Source organism: Paraherbaspirillum soli (genome assembly GCF_042654985.1).
Taxonomy (GTDB): Bacteria; Pseudomonadota; Gammaproteobacteria; order Burkholderiales; family Burkholderiaceae_D; genus Paraherbaspirillum; species Paraherbaspirillum soli.
On sequence record NZ_JBHSMT010000013.1, the window covers coordinates 1 to 19,220 of the forward strand.

The 19,220-nt window shown below is 58.9% G+C and carries 22 protein-coding genes; 4 read left to right on the forward strand and 18 right to left on the reverse strand.

Annotated features, from left to right (window positions below; genetic code table 11):
• Positions 1–288: 288 nt before the first annotated feature.
• The 14 genes from ACFPM8_RS07480 to ppa form a co-directional block, all read right to left on the reverse strand.
• Positions 289–729 carry a transglutaminase-like domain-containing protein gene (locus ACFPM8_RS07480; protein ID WP_378996638.1) on the reverse strand — a complete coding sequence of 147 codons (441 nt, stop codon included), beginning with the start codon at positions 727–729 and terminating at the stop codon, positions 289–291.
• A 23-nt stretch (positions 730–752) separates the two neighbouring features.
• Positions 753–1,223, reverse strand: a complete 471-nt coding sequence (locus tag ACFPM8_RS07485) for a hypothetical protein (RefSeq protein WP_378996640.1) — start codon at positions 1,221–1,223, stop codon at positions 753–755.
• Positions 1,224–1,225: 2 nt separating this feature from the next.
• Positions 1,226–1,849 (reverse strand): type II secretion system protein, encoded by a 624-nt coding sequence (locus ACFPM8_RS07490; RefSeq protein WP_378996642.1) that lies wholly within the window; start codon positions 1,847–1,849, stop codon positions 1,226–1,228.
• Positions 1,836–2,240, reverse strand: a complete 405-nt coding sequence (locus tag ACFPM8_RS07495) for a type II secretion system protein (protein ID WP_378996644.1) — start codon at positions 2,238–2,240, stop codon at positions 1,836–1,838. The genes ACFPM8_RS07490 and ACFPM8_RS07495 overlap by 14 nt, the downstream gene beginning before the upstream one ends.
• Complete coding sequence (locus ACFPM8_RS07500) at positions 2,234–2,731, reverse strand: type II secretion system protein (protein ID WP_378996646.1); 498 nt, start codon at positions 2,729–2,731, stop codon at positions 2,234–2,236. The genes ACFPM8_RS07495 and ACFPM8_RS07500 overlap by 7 nt, the downstream gene beginning before the upstream one ends.
• Complete coding sequence (locus tag ACFPM8_RS07505; protein WP_378996648.1) at positions 2,728–5,112, reverse strand: cohesin domain-containing protein; 2,385 nt, start codon at positions 5,110–5,112, stop codon at positions 2,728–2,730. The genes ACFPM8_RS07500 and ACFPM8_RS07505 overlap by 4 nt, the downstream gene beginning before the upstream one ends.
• A 20-nt stretch (positions 5,113–5,132) precedes the next feature.
• The gene (locus tag ACFPM8_RS07510) at positions 5,133–5,690 is read right to left on the reverse strand and encodes a hypothetical protein (protein ID WP_378996650.1); all 558 of its coding nucleotides are present in this window, start codon (positions 5,688–5,690) and stop codon (positions 5,133–5,135) included.
• Positions 5,687–6,340 carry a hypothetical protein gene (locus ACFPM8_RS07515; protein ID WP_378996652.1) on the reverse strand — a complete coding sequence of 218 codons (654 nt, stop codon included), beginning with the start codon at positions 6,338–6,340 and terminating at the stop codon, positions 5,687–5,689. Before ACFPM8_RS07515 ends, ACFPM8_RS07510 begins: the two co-directional genes overlap by 4 nt.
• Complete coding sequence (locus ACFPM8_RS07520) at positions 6,328–7,743, reverse strand: hypothetical protein (RefSeq protein WP_378996654.1); 1,416 nt, start codon at positions 7,741–7,743, stop codon at positions 6,328–6,330. The genes ACFPM8_RS07515 and ACFPM8_RS07520 overlap by 13 nt, the downstream gene beginning before the upstream one ends.
• Positions 7,733–9,427 (reverse strand): GspE/PulE family protein, encoded by a 1,695-nt coding sequence (locus ACFPM8_RS07525; RefSeq protein ID WP_417629162.1) that lies wholly within the window; start codon positions 9,425–9,427, stop codon positions 7,733–7,735. The genes ACFPM8_RS07520 and ACFPM8_RS07525 overlap by 11 nt, the downstream gene beginning before the upstream one ends.
• A 293-nt stretch (positions 9,428–9,720) precedes the next feature.
• The gene (locus tag ACFPM8_RS07530; protein ID WP_378996658.1) at positions 9,721–10,179 is read right to left on the reverse strand and encodes an SEL1-like repeat protein; all 459 of its coding nucleotides are present in this window, start codon (positions 10,177–10,179) and stop codon (positions 9,721–9,723) included.
• 67 nt (positions 10,180–10,246) lie between these two features.
• The gene (locus ACFPM8_RS07535) at positions 10,247–11,509 is read right to left on the reverse strand and encodes a type II secretion system F family protein (protein WP_378996660.1); all 1,263 of its coding nucleotides are present in this window, start codon (positions 11,507–11,509) and stop codon (positions 10,247–10,249) included.
• 38 nt (positions 11,510–11,547) lie between these two features.
• On the reverse strand, positions 11,548–11,979 hold the full coding sequence (gspG, locus tag ACFPM8_RS07540) for a type II secretion system major pseudopilin GspG (protein WP_378996662.1): 432 nt from the start codon (positions 11,977–11,979) through the stop codon (positions 11,548–11,550).
• Between the two features lie 564 nt (positions 11,980–12,543).
• Positions 12,544–13,083, reverse strand: coding sequence for an inorganic diphosphatase (gene ppa, locus ACFPM8_RS07545; RefSeq protein ID WP_378996664.1), 540 nt, complete (start codon positions 13,081–13,083; stop codon positions 12,544–12,546).
• Between the two features lie 278 nt (positions 13,084–13,361).
• Between ppa and ACFPM8_RS07550 the strand changes: the two genes are divergently transcribed.
• A complete protein-coding gene (locus ACFPM8_RS07550) occupies positions 13,362–13,754 on the forward strand; it encodes a PRC-barrel domain-containing protein (RefSeq protein ID WP_378996666.1) in 393 nt (130 codons plus the stop codon).
• A gap of 136 nt (positions 13,755–13,890) precedes the next feature.
• Here the strand turns inward: ACFPM8_RS07550 and ACFPM8_RS07555 are convergent, their stop codons facing one another.
• Positions 13,891–14,139 carry a hypothetical protein gene (locus ACFPM8_RS07555; protein ID WP_378996668.1) on the reverse strand — a complete coding sequence of 83 codons (249 nt, stop codon included), beginning with the start codon at positions 14,137–14,139 and terminating at the stop codon, positions 13,891–13,893.
• A 287-nt stretch (positions 14,140–14,426) separates the two neighbouring features.
• Here ACFPM8_RS07555 and ACFPM8_RS07560 point away from each other — a divergent pair, with 287 nt between their 5' ends.
• Both ACFPM8_RS07560 and ACFPM8_RS07565 read left to right on the forward strand, forming a co-directional pair.
• Positions 14,427–14,579 carry a DUF3309 family protein gene (locus tag ACFPM8_RS07560; protein WP_378996670.1) on the forward strand — a complete coding sequence of 51 codons (153 nt, stop codon included), beginning with the start codon at positions 14,427–14,429 and terminating at the stop codon, positions 14,577–14,579.
• 86 nt (positions 14,580–14,665) lie between these two features.
• On the forward strand, positions 14,666–15,568 hold the full coding sequence (locus ACFPM8_RS07565; RefSeq protein WP_378996672.1) for a hypothetical protein: 903 nt from the start codon (positions 14,666–14,668) through the stop codon (positions 15,566–15,568).
• Positions 15,569–15,633: 65 nt separating this feature from the next.
• Here ACFPM8_RS07565 and ACFPM8_RS07570 read toward each other — a convergent pair whose 3' ends face one another.
• The 3 genes from ACFPM8_RS07570 to ACFPM8_RS07580 all read right to left on the reverse strand — a co-directional run bounded on the left by ACFPM8_RS07570 (position 15,634) and on the right by ACFPM8_RS07580 (position 17,338).
• Complete coding sequence (locus ACFPM8_RS07570) at positions 15,634–15,936, reverse strand: ElaB/YgaM/YqjD family protein (RefSeq protein ID WP_378996674.1); 303 nt, start codon at positions 15,934–15,936, stop codon at positions 15,634–15,636.
• A gap of 94 nt (positions 15,937–16,030) precedes the next feature.
• A complete protein-coding gene (locus tag ACFPM8_RS07575; protein WP_378996677.1) occupies positions 16,031–16,879 on the reverse strand; it encodes an OmpA family protein in 849 nt (282 codons plus the stop codon).
• 81 nt (positions 16,880–16,960) lie between these two features.
• A complete protein-coding gene (locus ACFPM8_RS07580) occupies positions 16,961–17,338 on the reverse strand; it encodes a DUF4398 domain-containing protein (protein ID WP_378997424.1) in 378 nt (125 codons plus the stop codon).
• A gap of 542 nt (positions 17,339–17,880) precedes the next feature.
• Between ACFPM8_RS07580 and ACFPM8_RS07585 the strand changes: the two genes are divergently transcribed.
• Entirely contained in the window at positions 17,881–19,170 is a 1,290-nt protein-coding gene (locus ACFPM8_RS07585; protein ID WP_378996678.1) for an NRAMP family divalent metal transporter, read from the forward strand.
• The last annotated feature ends 50 nt before the right edge of the window (positions 19,171–19,220 follow it).

Below are 19,220 nucleotides of genomic sequence, written 5' to 3' on the forward strand. Positions count from 1 at the left end.
CGGATATATGGCTGCAATCTTTACCTGTTTGTGATCGTCGATTGAATGCTTGTCAAACTGAGGGCGTCCATATATGACTAGCTGTCGGGCTACCCCCGACCAGCTTCCACGGAGTAGCGACCGTGTTGAGTAACGACGAACGCATGCAACCGCCCATACTCCGTAGCCCGTTAAAAGGGGTCAGAGTAATTTTCGTCAAACTGCCGACGAAAAAAAACTCTGACCCCATTTAACTACGTCATCGCTGCATTCTGCCCCCGGTGAGCTACGGCCTACGGTCGCACTCTCCTACAACCTCACCTGCATCTCCCCACTGACATTAAACCGATGCGCCAACCCAACCGGATTGATCACACTATCCCGGTAAAAACGAAACGCAATGTACTGCTGCACCGGCGCCAGCCAATTCTCCTTTTGTGCATCCAGCAAGCGCCAGGCGCCATCCACATACAGCTCCGCCCAGTTGTGGTATTCCTCCGCGCGCGGCGCAATGTTGCGGTCGGTGACGTAACCGCCCACCATGCGCGCCGGGATGCCGTTGGCACGCGCCAGCGCGACCGCCAGATAGGCGTACTCGGTGCAGTCGCCGCTCCTTTGCAGCAGCGCCCACAGCGCCCACAGGTCGTCCGCGATGTAACCGGCATAGTGCGGCGGAGCGCGCCGGATTGCGCCAACGACGGCGGCGTCAGCATCAAGCAGGCTAACGCCCCGCCGCAGGTTTGCAGCCATCTTCTACGATTAATACCCGTCACTTACAAACCGCATCCCAACTGCTTCGGCCCATGCGCTTGCGCGGTCCAGATCGCTTTTTGCAAAGTCAGCTGGCGCGCATAGGCATCCTGGGTGTCGGCATAGATCAACAACGGCGTCGGCTGCGCCGCTTCGCGCCAGCGCTGCAGGGTTTCCGGCGTGGCGCCGGCGGCCGTCACCAGGATCACAGCGGCCAGCGGCGCGCCCTTGCTGCCTTTGCGGCGGCGCTGCTCGATCATGCTCTTGATGGCGGCCGGGCTCAAACGAACCGATTGCATCGCATCCAGCGGCTTGCCCAGCACGGCTTGCCGGCTCAATAGCCAGGACGGCATGCCGCCGCGCAGTACTTTGACTTGCTTGATGCCTTTCAAGGCCTCCGGCAGGTCGTTTGCGGATGAGGTTTGGGCTATCAGCACCAGCCAAGCCAGGCAGCCTAACCAGCGGCCGGCTGCAGAAAACAGGGATTTCGACATAGTCAGTTTGTATCCGGTTGGCGTGGCGGCCCGCTCAGGGGGTTATCGGTCAATGGCGTTGCGGCCTGAGGCGGCGCGCCGATCGAGTTCTTGAGGTCAACCGGCTTCAGCTCTTTGCCTTCAGCACCATTGAGGCCGTTGACATCGGTCCGCAGCAGCAAGTCGGACGGATAAGTAAACACCCAGTCGCTGTATTTTTCCTTGCCGCGAAACGACATGTCGTCGGCCTCGAAATGATCCTGTTTGATCGGCATTTTGGCCGACAGCGAATGGACGCCGACGATCCGCCCGGCGACCCGCACCAGGCCCCACTCTGCGCTGCCGGTCATCGGGTCGACGAAGACCTGACGCAAATGCCGCTTCAGGCCGGGGCTGCGATTATCGCGCAGCAAATCTTCCAGGCTGGCCGGGTATTCGCGCTTGCCGCCGCTACCGAGTTGGGTCTCATAGTAGCGACCGATCGCGACCCGGAACTGACGGCCGATAGCGAGCAATTCGGCCTCCTTGTCGCGGGTCACCGAGGTGGTGTAAATATCGACGCCCACGGTTAAACCGAGTCCCATGATTGCCACCAGAAGCAGCACCCACAGGTAGGCAAAACCACCATCTGTTTTAAAAGGTTTCATACGGCCTGCCGTCATACGCTTGCCCGATGGCGCCGCTTTTGACGTCGGCGATGCCTTTGGCTTCGGCCTCGCGCGGCGGGATCAGGATCCAGCTGGCGCTGGATTCGGTGACCGGATCGACCGGCACTGCGCGCAGATATTTTTGCTGGGTCAGTTCGTCCAGCGTCTCCGGATAATGGCCCTTATCGGCGTAAAACTTGTCCAGCGTGACCCGCAACACTTGCAGGTTTTCTTGCAGCGCCACGTCCTTGGCCTTGTTCAGCGAACCGAAATAGCGTGGCAAGGCAATCGTCAGCAGCAAGGCGACGATCGCCATCACGACCAGCAGTTCGATCAGGGTAAAGCCGCGGGTTTTATTGTTGAATTTATCTTGCAAGCGGAACCTCACCATTGCTTGTAGGGCACGCCGTTCAGCCCCTGCTTGTCGGATTTGGAGTGGATATCGAACACATCGTCGCCTTCGCTGGGATCGTCCGGCGGCGACGCATAACTGCGCAAGCCCCAGGTTTCGGAGGCCTTGACGGCGGCGCCGGCATACATCGGATCGGGCGGCAAGCTGCGCAGGAAATACAAATTCTGCCGCGACGGACTGCGCTGGTCCGGCACCCCTTCCACCAGTTGCTCCAGGTTTCTGGGATAGCCGGACTCGCCCACCTTGACGATGATCCGGCCTTGATCGGCGGCCCGTTTGTAGGCGTCCAGCGCGTCGCGGATCTGGATCAGCGCGCGCCGCAGTTCATGCTCTTTGTCGCGCTGTATGGTCACTTGCGCCATCGGCACCGCCACCAGTACCAGCACGCCCATGATCGCCAGGGTCATCATCAGTTCGATGAAAGTGAAGCCGCGCTGCCGGCTCGGCAACTCGTGACGACGCACGGTCACGGGACGATCCGCACCAGCTGTTCAAGCGGCAGCGCGATCGGGGTGGCGCTGACCGGTTCCGGCGAGGCCGACAACAGTTGCAGCTTGGCCGCGGCCGGCGCGGCGGTCGGCTTCAGCGCCTTGAAATTGACCGTCACGATGCCGCCGGCGCCGTTGACGCCGGCATCGGTGCCGGTCGCGTTTTGGCGGACTGCGGCGATGAATACCTTGCCCTGCGCCGGGTCGATGCGGTGACTGAAGTTGGTGGCGCCGCCGTTTTGCTTGAAGAAGTCGCCTTCCTGCACGCTGACCACCTGCAGCAACTGCGGATCGAAGCCGATCAACAGCGGCATGCCGCGCAACGCGCCCTGGCTGCTGACCCGCAGCACGGCGCTGAATTGTTCGCCGACCTTGACCTCGGCAGGAGTCTGCCAGTTCAGGCTCAGCGGGCCGGCATTGACCGCGGCCGGTACAGGATCAGTCGCAGCGGGTGCGGATGCGGGCGCGGCATTGGCGCCAAGTGCGGCAATCGCGGCTGGCGTTGCTGCTGGTGCAGCTGAGGTTGTAGCTGGCGCCGCCGCTTTTACTGTTTCAACCGAATTCATGGTCAACGACTCGGCGCCGATATTGGTTTCGGTGCCGGATTCGAACTCGGCCGCCAGCAGGTCCGGACGGCGGATCGAGCGCACCACGCGGGGCGTGATCGACAGCAGGATTTCACTGCGCTGGGTATCGTCCTTCTGGCTGCCGAACAAGCGGCCGATCAGCGGCAGCTCGCCCAAGCCCGGCACCTTGTTGGCGGTCGAGCGATCCTCGTCGTTGATCAGGCCGGCCAGGATCTGCGTTTCGCCATCCTTCAGACGCAGTATCGTATTGGCGCCGCGGGTCCCGATCTGGTAGGACAAGGTGCCGGCTTTGCTGGTGATCTCGCGCACGATGCTGGACACTTCCAGGTTGACCTTGATCGCCACTTCCTCATCCAGATAAATGGTCGGTTCGACTTCCAGCTTGAGGCCGACATCGACATAGTTGACCGACTCCGACACAAAGCCGGTATTGGTCGAGGTGGTCGTGATGACTGGCACCCGGTCGCCGATCAAGACTTTGGCTTTCTCTTTATTGCGCACGCGGATGCGCGGATTGGCCAGGATATTGCCGTCCTGATCTCCTTTGTTGGCATTGAACACCATGCTGCCGACGGTCGCTTGCGTGGTTTGCGGAGTCAAGTGCCGCAAGCCGTCCAGGGTCAGCGGCGCGCCGGCGACCTGCAGCGGCGCCAGGGTCAGCTGACTCGGCCATTGGATGCCCAGCTCCAGCATGCGCGAGCGCTTGATTTCCAATACCTCGACTTCCAGCATCACTTCCGGGTCGCTCAGATCTTGCAGCGCGACGATTTTTTCCGCCATCCGGATCGCCTCCGGCGTATCGCGCAGGATGATCAGGCCGAGTCGCTCGTCGATCACCATGTCCTTGGTTTTGACAATGGTCTTGATGGTGTTGGAAACCGCTTTGACATCCGCGTTGGTCAAGTAGAAAGTGCGCACCGCCAGGGTCTGATAATCCTTCAGCTTTTGCGGCGTGCTGGGGTAGATCAGGATCGAATTCTCGTTGAGCACCTTTTGCTCCAGCTGGTTGGTGACCAGCAGCAGCCGCACCACATCCGCCATCGAGGTGTTCTTGGCCAGGATCGACGCCTTCAAATCCGGACGCAGCTCTTTGTCGAAGAAGAAATTAAGGCCGGAAACCTGGGCAATCACCTCGAAGATGGTGCGCAATGGCGCATCGCGAAACTCCAGCGTGATCGGCTTCATATACGCCGCAGCCAGCTTGGCCTCCGGTTTGGAGGCCTTGGCGCGGGCTTCGTCGATCCGCGATTTCAGGTTGAGCGCGTCTTTTTGATTGGGGTTTTCCGACAGCACCGGACGCAATTTTTCCAGCGCCTCGATCAGGTCGTTGCGGCTGCCCTTCTTGAACAAGGCTTCAGCCTCGATCACTACCTGACGATGATGCCGTTCCATCACCAACGCTTCGATCCCTTGGCGCGCCATGTTGTTGTTCTGGTCCAGGTTGAGCGCCTGACGGTAGCTTTTTTCCGCATCCGACAAACGTCCTTCGCGGCGCGCAGTCTCACCCTGCATGACCAGTTGGTTGATGATCGACGAGCGGCGGCTGGACAGGGCGATCCGGTATTCCGCGTTTTTTGGGTCGAGCTTGACCGCCTCTTCCAGTTTGGCCAGGCCCGGTTCGATCTTGCCTTCCGCCAGCAGAGTATTGCCTTCGCGATATTCCCTGGTGCCGGCGCAACCGGCCAGCATCGCACCCAGTACCAGCACGCCCACCAGACGTTGCCATGGCGCGCCCGGCGTCATGCCGGAGCGGGAGGATGTTTGCACTCTATTCATAGTCATTCTTTTCAATTCGCTCAATTCGGATTACTTGGCAAAACGCCGACATCCAGCGTCTGCTGCTGATTCAGCGGGGTATACAGCAAGGTCAGGGTGCCGCCGTTCAGGCTCTGCACCTTGTAATTGCCGGCTATCGTGTCGCCCACGCGGACCACCAGACTCTGCTCGTTAAGCAGCAGGAACACCACGTCTTTGCCGTCCTCGACGTAACGGCCCAATACTTTGAAAGGCAAGGCCGGCGCTTGCGGCGCAGGCGGCGTCAGCGGTGCCGCGCTAGGCGGCGGCGCCACCACTTTCGGCGGCGGCGGCGTCCACTGGGTCGAGGCGAACACGTTGGCGCCGTCGTCCTCGCCCTCTTCCGCATCGCGCGGCCGTATCCGCAACACGTCAACGGACTGCGCGACGGACTGCGCTATCTTTGACGACTGCGGCACGGCCACGGCAGTCGCGCTCGCGCCCTTGCGAGTCGCCAGCACCACGCCATCGTCGGCGGCCGGAGGCGGCGCAAACACTACCGCCAGCAGTGCCGCCAACAGGCTCAGGCCCATGCCGATTCTTCCTTTATCCATTTTCATCGACGCTCTCCCGCTGCGGCGTTGGACTGGCTCGCGCCGTTCTCGGCCGGCAAGCGTGTCAGCACCACCCACTGAATCCGCGCCTCGACCACGGTGGCGTCGATCCGCTCGCGTTTGAACTGCACGCTTTCCAGCGCCAGCGCTTTTTGCGCGTGCAATGCGTTTTGCATGAAGCGATAAATGGCATGCGCATCGCCTTTGACCGGCATGGTCATCCGATAGCGCAGGAATTTCCCCGGCTGGTCGACCTGCGGCCGGTACTCGCCGCGGGTGATGGACAATTGCTCGGCTTCAGCCAGTTTGAGCAGACTTTGCACCACCTCGGGAATGTCCTCGTACACCAGCAAAAAGTCTTCGAAGTCCTTGAGCCGGGTACGGCCATCGCTATTGCGGCTCTCGACCAAGGCGGCTGGCGCCTGCTGCTGCGCATTTTTCATGCGAAGCAGCTGTGCGTGGACGTTGACCAGCGCGCGCACCTGCTGCCGCTTGATCTGCCACGCGCCGACGCCAAGCAGCGCGCAGCCCAACAGCACCAAACCGAACAGCCCGCAGCGCCGCATGAACCAATTCCTGGCGCGCCGCGCCTCCCATGCCAATTGCTCAGACAGCTGCGGCAGCCATTGCGTCGCTTGCATTTTCATTCCGCCCATACCGCCTCCACCGTAAACCGATAAGGCCGTTCCGGCGACGCTTCGACGATCTCGTGGCGCGACAGATATGCGCCGGTAAACGGCTTGCGTTCGGCCACAAACGCGACGTAACGCGCCATGTCGGCGCCGGTGTGCGCTTCCGCCACGATCCTGACGCCGGCGCTGCCGTCGGTGCTGGATGGAGCGGCCCCCATCACTTCGACGTTCAGCACTGCCGCCGCGATGTCGGCCGGCGGCTGCAATGCGCGCAACAGCGTCGCAATCGGCAGGTTCAGCTCGCGGATCGCGACGTTCACCGCCTGCACCCGCGTCACTTCTTCCCGGCTCCACGCAACCGGCGCCGGCGGCGGCCGTTGCGCGGCTTGCGAGGCGGCCAGCTGCTGCCGCACCAGCTTGACCCGGCCATGCATCTGCCAAACCTGGAACAGCAAGCCGCCGCACAGCAATACGGCCATCGCGGCCACGCCCCATTGCACGGCAGTCATCGCCGGTTTGGCGGCGACGGCGTCGATCGCGAGACGGCAGCGACGCGACAACCAGGCCAGATGCAGACGTGCCGACACTGCGCTGGCCGGCAAGCTTATGCAAAGCAGATCGGCGTCGGTCAAAGTTGCCCCCGCCGCTGACAGATTCAACACAGGAATCCGCTTCACTTGCGAGAAATGCAGGTCGCGCAATCGCATGCGCTGGATATGTTCACGCAATACCTGTTCAGTTCTTGCGGCATCCGCGCCAAAGTCGGCTTCTGCCCGTACCATCACCTCCGACATGCGTGCGCTGCCCTGCGCTGTCAGCAACAGCCCCCGCTCCAGCACCAGCAAGGCATCGGCCTTACTGCGCTGCGGCCGCGGCGCGGCCTCCCAAGCGGTGACACTGAGCGGCAGCACCGAGGCGAGGACCGCACCGACACCGGTCGCCAGCCTCGCAATCGCCGTCAGCAACACCGATGGATACGCCAGCACCAGCCGCGGCGCACCGAAGCGCGCGTCATCCAGCTTCACCGTATCGGCCGTCGTCAGGTCGAAGCCGGCAGCCTCCATCTGGCCGCGCGCAAACGCCTCGGCCGTGTCGGCGCGCTTCAGCATGCCGCTCCAGGGCAGGCTGGCGGTCGCCAGCCAGATATCGGAAATCAGCACCCTGACTTCACGCACCTTGAGCGAAGCCGCGGCTGGCTGCGCATCGCGCCAGCGCTTCAATGCCAGCTCGATCTGATCCAGCGCCGCTATCGGCGCAGCGGCATCCTGCGTCAAATCGAGCGGCGCCCGTTGCACGCTGTCCTTCAGCCAGTTGCCGCCGGCATGCACGCCCGATTCGATCTCCTGGGCGCCGATGACGATGAATAAAGTGCCGCGGTCCTTGCCTTGTCTTGCCTTGCCAATTCGCTTGATTCGTTTACCCAGCAACACGCATCACCTCTTCCAACGTAGTTTCGCCGCGTGCCGCCCACTGCAAGGCAGTGTCGTGCAATGCTCTCAGGCCGGCCTGCGCGGCCCGCTCCTTCAGCACCGAAATCGGCGCTTTACCGGCGATCAGCTCGCGCAGCATATCGTCCAGTATCAATACCTCGGCCACCGCCTTGCGCCCTTTGTAGCCGATGCCGCGGCAATGGCCGCAACCGCTTCCGGCTTTGAATATCCAGCCGTCGACCTGAGCCCGGCTCAAGCCTGCGGTCGCCAATTCGTCGTCGCTAGGCTCCACTTCCACCGCGCAATGCGGGCAGTTGATGCGCAACAGGCGCTGGGCCACGATGCCGTTCAGGGCCGCCGCAAAGCTGTAGGCATCCACCCCCATATGCAGGAAGCGTCCCAGCACATCGAATACGTTATTGGCATGCACCGTGGTGAACACCAGGTGGCCGGTCAGCGCCGCCTGCACCGCGATCTGCGCGGTTTCGTCATCGCGGATTTCGCCGACCATGATCTTGTCCGGATCGTGGCGCAGGATGGAACGCAAGCCGCGGGCAAAGGTCAGCCCCTTTTTTTCGTTGACCGGAATCTGCAATACCCGCGGCAGTCGGTATTCGACCGGGTCTTCGATCGTCACGATCTTGTCGCGGCCGGTATGGATCTCGGTAATCGCCGCGTACAGCGTGGTGGTCTTGCCGGACCCGGTCGGCCCGGTCACCAGCAACATGCCGTGCGGCTTGCTCGCCAGCTTGCGGATCGCCGCGATGGTATGGCCATCCAGCCCGAGATTGTCCAGCCGCAGCGCGCGCGCCTCTTCCGTCAGCGATTGCCGATCCAGCAAACGCAGCACCGCGTCCTCGCCGAAGATGTTCGGCATCACCGACACCCGGAAGTCGATCTCGCGATGATTGACCCGCACCTTGAAGCGGCCATCCTGCGGAATCCGGCGCTCGGCGATATCCAGCTCCGCCATCACCTTGATGCGCGAGATCACCTGCTCGGCCATATCCTGCCCCTGCACCTGGGTGATAGGCACCAGCGCGCCGTCGATCCGGTACAGCACATGCAGGCAGCCGGCGTCGCACTCCAGATGGATATCGCTGGCCTGCAATTTGAGCGCATCGTAGATGGTTGAATTGACCAGCCGCACCACCGGACTGGCATCGTCGCTGATACTCGCCAGCGTGATGACCGCCGCCACCTCTTCATCGTTGCGCCCGGCGCTGGCGCTGTCGAAGCCGTCCATCGCCCGCAACTGTTGTTCCTGCTGCGCGAAATACGCCTGCAAATCATCCGGATGCACCAGCACCACTCGCGGCGTCCCCGCGTGCATGCCGTAGCGCCGCAAAGCCCAGTTCTCCACTGCGCCGTCGAACGGATCGCCCAGCACCAGATGCGGCGTGTCCGTCTCATCGCTGGCGATCAGGACGCCGCGCTGCGCGCATTCGGTATACGGAATCCGTTCAAAGTCGGGGCGCAGCGCCTGCAACACCCGCATCGGCAGCACCGGATAACCGAACCGCGCGCCCAGCGCCTGCATCAATTCTTCGGCGTCCCAGCCGGTGAGCTGCTGCAAGCTGCGGATCAGCGCGGAGTCGTTTTGTGCGGATAGCAGGCGTGCCTGGTCGATCAGCGTTGTGGTCAGTGTCGGGCTTGCGCTATTGGTCGCTGCCGCGGCCATCTGCGTCACGCAGCCACCTTGTTCTTGCGGATGATGTTTTGTCCTGTCCTGCCGGGTTGCCCAACGCATTGTTGTGTAGTATTCATTGCCAACCGATTCATCTATCGGGCACCTCTAAAAACCTACTGCAGAGTTTGGCAAACTCGCCAATCTCGGGGCTGCGATGCTCACCCGCTCCATTCGGCTGCAAGTGTTGCAACTTAGTCGCCCCAACCTTGGGCCGCTCGCTACGGTTTTTAGAGGCGCCCTATTGTTTCTTAATATTTCTTTGCGCTTGATTCAATCGGCAATGCTCAGGGTTGAGATTTGGCGAGCATGGCAATCGCTTCTTTGCTGCCACCCTTGGCGGCCAATTGCAGCCATTTCTTACTCTCGACAGGATCGACTTTCACGCCTTCTTCGCCATACGCATAGGATTTGGCAATGCTCAACTCGTGCGGCGCAGCCGGGTCCTCGCCCGGCTCGACCAGCAGCGGCCCGATCGAGCCGCAACGCCGAAACCAGTAAATCGCATCGGCATCATTTTTAGCGACGCCATTGACGCCATAGGCGTAGATCGAGCCAACGATCATCTGGGCGGTCTTGTCGCCAAGATAAGCGAGCGGCTTCAGTTTTTCCAGCGCAGTGGCGCTTTGCCCCGCCTTATACGCCTGCACGCCGGCTTCCATCTGGTAATTACGCAATACGTACAAGCCCGCGCCGATGGCGGCTAGTACTGCAACAAACAAGGCCAGGGTTAATAATTTTTTCATACCGTTACTTTCAAAATATTGTTTCTAATTTCTATCTTCTTGACTCAGGATTTATGTGAGCCTTGGCTCACTCCAGACTCCCAGCCAAATCAAAAATCGGCATATACATCAACACCACCACAGTCCCGATCACCAGCCCGATCACCGTCATCAGGATCGGCTCCAGCAGGCGCGAAGCCCAGTCGACCCAGCGGGCGAAATCTTCATCCTGGAAGCGTGCGGTGCGTTCCAGCATTTCGGCCAATTGGCCTGAGCGCTCGCCGACCTTGATCAACGATTCGGCCACCGGGCTGGCCAGCCCCGCCGCCAGCAGCGCGGTCGACAGGCTCTGTCCCTGTTCGACCGCCAAGCGGCTTTGTGCCAGTTTGCTCTGCTGTTCGGCACTGAGCAAGCCGGTGACCATGCCCATCGCGCGCGACAAGGCGATGCCGGCGGCCAATAGCAGGCTGACGGCGCGGTAGAAACGGGCCAGGCGGAATTCGTTTGCCTTGGCGGCCAGCCACGGCAGGCGCAGCACTTGATTGAGCATCCGGGCGCGGCCCTCGGGCCGGCTGATCCACCAGCCGAGCACGGTGAACACGCTGAGCAGAGCGCCCAATGCGAGTTGCCAATTGTTGTAAATGCTCTTGCCGAAGGTCAGCAAGATGCGCGACAGGAACGGGATTTCTCGGCCCGAGGATTCGTACACGGCGCTGAATCTCGGCACCACATAACCGAGCAGGAACAAGGTGACGAAACCGCCGACCACCAGCAGCATCACCGGATAAATCGCGGCTGAAATCAGCTTCTTCTGGATCACGTCGAATTGCGACTGGTAAGCGATATAGCGCGCCAGCGATTGCGGCAAGTCGCCGGTGCGCTCCGAGGCGCGCACGATGGCGACATACACTTCGGGAAAATGTTGCGGCGCCAATGCCAGCACATCGGAAAAACTGCGGCCTTCGCGCAGCGTTTGCAGCAAGTCGCCCAATACCGCACGCACCGCTGGTTGCCGCTCCTTGTTGTGCAAGGTGGTCAGCGCCTCGGTCAGGTTCAGACCGGCGTCGAGCAAGGCCAGCAGTTCCTGGCTGAACAGCAGCAGCGGAAAGCGTGTCTTGGCGCCTGAGTCCGACGCGCTCGCGCCGGCAGCGGCGGATTCGATCGCCAGCACCCGCAGGCCGCGCGCGACGGTTCTGCGGATCGCCTCGGCTTCGGTGATGTCGGTGAATTCAAGAGTCTGGGCGCGACCGTCCACGCCCTGCACTTGCAGGCGCAGGCGGGTGGTCGACGTATTGACGGCGGGTGCCGGGACTGGAGCCTCAGCGAGCCTGGATTGATCCGAACGTGACATGCAGCTATCGCCTCTGCTTCGGTTTTAAGGCGACCTTATTAGCGATACGACACATCGGCATCATCTCCCTCGCCACCCGGCTGCCCATCCTTCGCATACGACATCAAATCGAAGTCGCCGCCCTGTCCCGGCGAGCGGTAGATATACGGCTTGCCCCAAGGATCGGGCGGCACTGCTTTTTGCAGGTAAGGACCGTTCCACTTGGTCTCATCGTTGGGTTTGACCACCAGCGCGTTCAAGCCTTGCTCGGTAGTCGGATAGTGGCCGGTATCCAGGCGGTAGGTATCCAACGCCTTGCCCAGCCCCTCGATCTGGGCCTTGGCCGTGCCGCGCTCGGATTTGCCGAGTTGCGCAAAATAGCGCGGCCCGACATAAGCCGCCAGCAAGCCGATGATGACGATCACCACCAGCAATTCCAGCAAGGTGAAACCGCTTACTGTTTGATTATTGCGTTGTTTGTTGCGATTCATTTTTGCACCGTCACATTCCATTTAAAATCCATGCCTAGCGTCCAGAGTTACTAAATCGTCAGGATAGGAATCGAGGACGCAGGAAATTCGGCGGCGCAAAGGCGGACTGGCGCACCGCGCAGCGGCGGTAGCGTGATTTGACTGAAAAACAAGGATTCCCCCTTGGGAAACGAAACTTAACGACGCTTAGTTACTTTGCGTAACTTTATCCCGCGCATTATCTGTTTTTCAATGCGCGAAAGCAACTTCTTTCTTAGGAGAATCGGGGTAGTACAAGGCTTGAGTTGAATGCGATGAGCTGATATTTCCAGAGTCGCAGGATGGTAGGGCGGAAAAGCGCAGCCCTTGCAGGGCGCGTATCCGCTTGCAAGCGGATACCGTTACGCAGGCCGATGGCATGCCATCCGAAACCCCTGCTTCACCCTTCCGCCGCTTCGAATGCGTCTAGCGCAGGTGGCGCATCCAGCGGCGGATAACGCTGCGCTCATCCGCCCTACTTCTTTCGATTTTTGGGTGAACGTAAAAAAGCGCACCGAGGTGCGCTTTTTTCTTGAGCTGAATTGCTTACGCTTCCAGCGACTTCTTGTATGCCTCGACGCCGGACAAGATTTCCTGGCGAGCTTCATCGGGACCGGACCAGCCGTCGATCTTGACCCATTTGCCCTTTTCCAGATCCTTGTAGTGCTCGAAGAAATGCTGAATCTGCTTCAGGCGCAGTTCATTCATGTCTTCCGGCTTTTGCCAGTGGGTGTAGATGCTCAACACCTTATCGACCGGCACCGCGAGCAGTTTGGCATCCTGGCCGGCTTCGTCCGACATTTTCAGCACGCCGATTGGACGGCAACGCACGACGACGCCTGGAAACAGCGGGAACGGCGTGATCACCAGCACGTCGACCGGATCGCCATCCGGCGACAGGGTTTGCGGAATGTAACCGTAGTTGCACGGATAGTGCATCGCGGTACCCATGAAGCGGTCAACAAAAATCGCGCCGGATTCCTTGTCGACTTCATACTTGATCGGATCGGCATTCATCGGGATTTCGATGATGACATTGAAATCGTTTGGCAAATCGCGCCCGGCCGGTACGTTATTCAGACTCATGGTGTGCTCTCGTCGGTAATAAAAAATACAGAAAATCTGTTGTTCAAAAATGTTATAGCGCGAAATTATAACGGGTCTGGGCCGCATCATGCGGCGCAACATTTATTTTGATGTTTGATTGCAAAGACGCAACTCTATAGTTGCTATTCATACCGCTTCATCCACGACCTCGCCGTCGTTGTGAATACAGGTGACAAGCGATCTGTGCGTTAGCGAACCGACTGCATTTGATTTTCATATCATCCTGAAGCCTCGATTTCATCACGAGGAGATTCAAAATGTCATACGAAGAACGCGACACCTACGGCATCTATAAAAAGAATCCGCATAAGGGGCCAGGCCCAGAATTAATGGGCGCCAATACCTTGATTGGGAACAAAGTACATAACACGCAAGATGAGCACCTGGGCGACATCAAGGAAATCATGCTCGATATGCGCACCGGCACGGTCGCGTATGCGGTGCTTTCTTTCGGCGGCGTCTTCAGCATCGGCGAAAAACTGTTTGCAGTACCTTGGAGTGCCTTGAAGCTCGACACCCTGAATAAGCGTTTTGTGGTTAACGTCGAAAAAGAGCGCTTCAAAAATGCGCCCGGCTTCGATTCCGACAACTGGCCCAATATGGCCGACCAGTCATGGGTCGATGCCATTCGCACTTATTACGGCGCTTGATCTGATTGACTCGGACCTGTTGCGGCGCCATGCCGCTGGCCCGGATGGCCGGCGGCATCGATGCATGAAACGTCATCCATCCACACAGTGGCAGCGACCGGCTGCGCGCCGGCCCGCTACCCGCTGCTTGCCGGTTTCAGCTATCCGGTTTTTTACTTCTCTGTCCTATCATCGAAATGGCCAGCGTGCGCGCCTCCGCCTCCGCTGCCTGTTCACTTGGAAATACGGATTCAAGCGCAACCCGTTGCGACGGAAAAATATCGTTCCTATGCATCGGATTGGAAGAAGGACCATAAATCGCCAGCATGGCGACCCAGTTGTCGCTGTCGGGTAACTGAAGTCCGGAATACTCGATTTCATATTCGCCAATTGTTTCAGATTGCATTGCAGCCTCCAAACAGTTCAGCTCAAAACCCAATGATGACATTGTTGTAGATGGAAAAATGCAGCGCATCTGTACGGTATCGAACTGTGGATGGTTTCTTTTAGAAAATGCGGTTTTGCGACTTCCCTTTGCAATCCCGCCAGCGGGGTTCCACCGGCAACCGATCTTGGTGCGTCAGCGTACAGACTTTGCGACTTTCGCTGACTATTGTGGTCTAAAGGCGGTCGGCGAAGGCGCCGGCCCCTCTTGCGCGGACCAATTTCTCATCCATTTTCCAGGAGTAAACCATGGGCACCCTGTTATTGATCATCCTGATCCTCGCCGTCATCGGCGTCTTGCCGACCTGGCCGCACAGCCGCAGCTGGGGCTATGCCCCTAGCGGTGTCGTGGGTCTGATCGTCATCGTCCTGATTGTCCTGTTGCTGGCCGGGCGGCTGTAATTTCACGTCCACCTCCGTCGAAGCGTGGTGCGATGCGTCATCCGCTTGAATATTCCAAGCCCGGATTCAACCGGAATGGAATGGCAATGCATAAGCGCGTTTGGTCAAGTGCTTTGAGTTGCTTGAGGTGGCTGCTGTTGATCTGCGCCGCAGCTGCCGCCGGCGTCGCGCTAGCGGAGTCCGATCCCGGTGCGACACTGCACGCTAAATATGCGTCGCTGGAAGAACAACTGCAGCGGAATCAGTTCGGGCGGCCGCTGGTTCTCGATTCCGTTGAAACGCCGAATCGCTTGAAGGGCGACATCTACGCGATTGTCGAATACCCGTTGGATGCGGTGAACACCGGCCTGAACAATCCGGATCATTGGTGCGACGTGATGCTGCTGCATATCAATACCAAATATTGTCACGCACTGGCGCAGCCGGCAGGCGCCATCCTGAGGGTCAATATCGGCAAGAAGACGCCCGAAGAATTGGCCGATACAGAACGAATCGAATTCAATTACAGCGTCGCCGCCGCGACCTCGGAATATGTGCAAATCAGGCTCAATGCAAAAGACGGGCCGCTGGGCACCAGCGACTACCATATACAACTGGAGACGATGGCGCTGCCGAACGCCAAAACGTTTTTGCACCTGACGTATTCTTACGCGATGAATTTTTCTGCGCGGCTGGCCATGCAAACCTATCTTGGAACTATTGGCAGCAGCAAGGTCGGATTCACCGTGATCGGCAAACGAGCCGATGGCCAGCCGAACTATGTCGGCGGGGTGCGCGGCATGGTGGAACGCAACACGATGCGTTATTTCCTCGCCATCGATAGCTTTTTAGGGGCCGCCAGCGCAGCGCCGGCGGCGCAGTTTGAAAAACGTTTGCAAGACTGGTTTACGGCGGTCGAGCGGTATCCGCGGCAGTTGCACGAGATGGACCGGGAGCAGTATTTGCAGATGAAGCGTGCCGAGTACTTGCGACAGCAAACCGAGCGCTGACATGGGTTGCCGCACTGTATTCATGTGACTGTAGGTTACGCTTGGCCAACCTATGCAGCGACTGATTATTTGCGCGCCAGGATCACGCCCACCAACAGTCCTACACCGGCCGCCGTCGCGATCGCGCGCCAGGGATTTTCTTTCACATAGTCGTCGGCCGACACCGCCATTTCCTTGCCGGCGTCAAGCACGCTGGTTTGCGCTTCCTGGGCCTTGGCCAGTGCCGTATCCAGCAAACGCATGGCGCGGTTGCGTACTTCCTCTGCTTTTTCGCCCGGCAACGCAGCCGCCGCTTGAAGCAGCGTTTGCGCATCCTTGATCAGCGTCTTTATGTCATTGCTGATCAGTTTCAGATTTGATTCCAACACGATGAACTCCTCAATATCAATATTTAACAGATATGAATGCACCGCCTCGGGCCGGTCCTGCGGCCGGACCTGGCGGGCACGCTATCGCCTTTTATTAGCGTTGCGAAATCTTACCGCTGCCATCAGAAAGAACGATCTCTACACGCCGATTCAGTTGGCGATTCTGCGCCGTATTATTGGCGGCCACCGGATATGCCTGGCCATAACCGCGGATCGCGATGCGTTCGGCGGGCACGCCCAGTTGCTGCAAAGCGCCGCGCACCGCGGTGGCGCGGCGCTCGGACAATTCCTGATTATGCGACGCCACGCCGGTGCTGTCGGTAAAACCTTCGACCAACACCGTGCGTTGCGGATTTTGCAGTAGCACATCGGCCAGCTTTTGCGCCGTGCGCATGCCGTCCGAATTCAAGCGCGCCAGGTCGGTGCCAAACAACACATCGCCGAAGGTGATGACCATCCCGCGTTCAGTCTTTTTCGCCGCCAGATCGGCCAGCTGTGCCTCCAGTTGTGCCGCGCGCGCTTGCGCTACTTGTGCTTCCTGCTTGGATTGTTCTGCACTCATCTTGGCCTGATCGGCTTCGTTCGTGCGTTGATCCAAACGCATTTGATCGCGCTCCTTGCCGGCGCTGGCGACGTTCGCTTCCGCAGATTTTTGTTTAGCCGCTTCTTGCGCCAGCGCGATTTTTTGTTTGGCAAGATAAGCCAGCTTATCGATAGTTTCGGCGCTGTCGTCATGGCTGGCCGCGGCATTGGCTTGCCCCAGTGCTTCACCGGCTTGCTTCATTTCCAGCGGCGCGTAGTTCGCGACGTTCGGATTGTTTTGCGCTGCGACGTAATCGCTGCGCGTCTGATCCAGCAAATAGGTGGTTTTCGGTATCGAGCTGCAAGCGCCGACCAGCATGGCAATCGCTAACAGCGTAGGCGTAAGATGATTGTTGTTCATGATCAAATCCTTTGAGTTACAGCGGCGCCATGCATGCGCGCCGCCGAATGTTGCAGATGTCGGGTTGCGGATGGGCGTGTCTTATTTTCTGCTGCGATCGAGCTCATCACGCAAGACGCGGACGTCCTCTTGCAAGGCATCGGCCGCGGTTTGCGCTTTGGCCGAATTGGCTTTGCCTTGCGCCAGTTTGGCGTCCGCCTGCGCCTGGGTTGCCAAGTCATCGGCCAGCTGATAATTTTTGGCCGCCATCGCTTTATTGGCCAAGGCTATTTTTTCACGCGCTGAATTCATCTCGGCCGGCGCAAATTCGGCACCGCCCGCGCCGGAGGCATTTTCGACAGCCGCAGTGGAGACCGCGACCGAGGCGGTCGCCGGGGTTTTCAAGCTGCTGCAGCCGGCAGTCAGCACCACGACCGCGCCGCACAGGACGCTGAACCATTGCTTCGAATTTTTTTTCATCATTTCTCTCCCGTAGACCGTTAATCGAATGTGGAATTACCCTCAAGCAATGACGTTATATGACGTTTTTTTTGCGGGATCGGTACGCTGACGCACATAGCGAAAGTTTTCGCTCGCAATAGTCGGCGCGCTATCGCATAAGTTTTCCAGGGAGTTAATTGAAGATGACGCTATGTTATTTAGCGTACAGACCAACAGAGGGGCGTTCGATACAGTAATTGCATCTTCCCTAGCTGGCCTTCCGAAGCCACTTGATTAGAGCGACGCTATCCATACTGCGTGCGCTTTGAGGACCAAATTGTTTGACAAGCAGTTTAATCGGCGGAGGTTGTTGTAGACATCGGACTACCGGGGCTGGCGGTCGGGAAATATACCAGCACCACCCTCCGTGATGTCACAGCAATGGACTTGCTGTCGTCACTGCGCTATTAGCGCAATCCGGATTGCATTCCACGCATTACTCGATTCGCTTGCCGTTTTTCAGACGGCATTTTTGTTCACCTCCTCCTGCATTCTTGTCTCGATTGCTTTGCGAAAAAAAAATGACAAACCTGGCAACAATCGTAGCGACAAAATCTTCCGAAGCTTCTTGGATAAGAGAACTCGGTCCGGGGCTGATTACCGGTGCCGCCGATGATGATCCGAGCGGCATCGCCACATATTCACAGGCGGGCGCACAGTTCGGGTTCAGCATGCTGTGGACGATGTTTCTTACTTATCCGCTGATGGTAGGCATTCAGGCTATCAGTGCCCACATCGGTCGCGTCAGCGGCCATGGTCTCGCCACCAATATTCGCCGCCACTATCCCGCATGGCTTCTTTATTGCATCGTCGGGCTTTTGCTGGTCGCTAATACGATCAATATCGCTGCCGATGTTGCCGCGATGGGGGAAGCATTGACATTGCTGACCGGCGGCCCGCCACATTTGTTTGCGCTTGGCTTCGGCATCGTGTCGCTATTGCTTCAACTTTTTGTTCCCTACAATCGCTACGTCCGCATATTGAAATGGCTCACGCTCGCCCTGCTGGCTTATGTCGGGGTCGTTTTCGTGGTGCAGGTGCCATGGCCCCAGGTACTGACAAAAACCTTACTGCCGCACTTGTCGTGGAAACCGGAATACATCACTACCGTTGTCGCCGTATTCGGCACCACCATCAGTCCCTATCTGTTCTTCTGGCAAACCTCGCAGGAAGTGGAGGACCAACAAGCCGATCCTTTGCAAAAACCGCTTAAAGATGCACCAAGCCAAGCTCCAGCCAATTTTCGACGCATCAAGGTCGATACGCTGATCGGCATGGGATTTTCCAATATCGTCGCCTACTTCATTATTCTCACTACAGCGGTAACCCTGAACCTGCATGGCATCACCGATATTCAAACATCGGCGCAAGCGGCATCGGCTTTGCGCCCGATTGCCGGCGAGTTTGCTTTCTGGTTATTCAGCGCCGGCATCATCGGCACCGGACTGCTTGCGATTCCGATATTGGCCGGCTCCGCCGCCTATGCAATGGCGGGTGCCTTTCGCTGGAAAAACAGCCTGGAATTAAAACCTGCAATGGCAAAAAAATTCTACGGCATCGTCGCCACTTCAACCTTGCTCGGTGTCGCCCTCTGCTTCGCCCCAATCGATCCGATCAAAGCACTGTATTGGAGCGCGGTAATTAACGGCGTCATTTCGGTCCCCATTATGTGCGTCATGATGCTGATGGCGGTACGCCCGGCGATCATGGGGCGGCTCGTCATTGGTTTGAGATTGAAACTATTGGGCTGGATCTGCACCGGCGTCATGGCAAGCGCGGTGGGGACGATGTTCTGGACTCTTGGGAAGTAAGCAATACAGACTTTATCCATTAAGAGCGCGCAGACAATTTTCAAACGTTT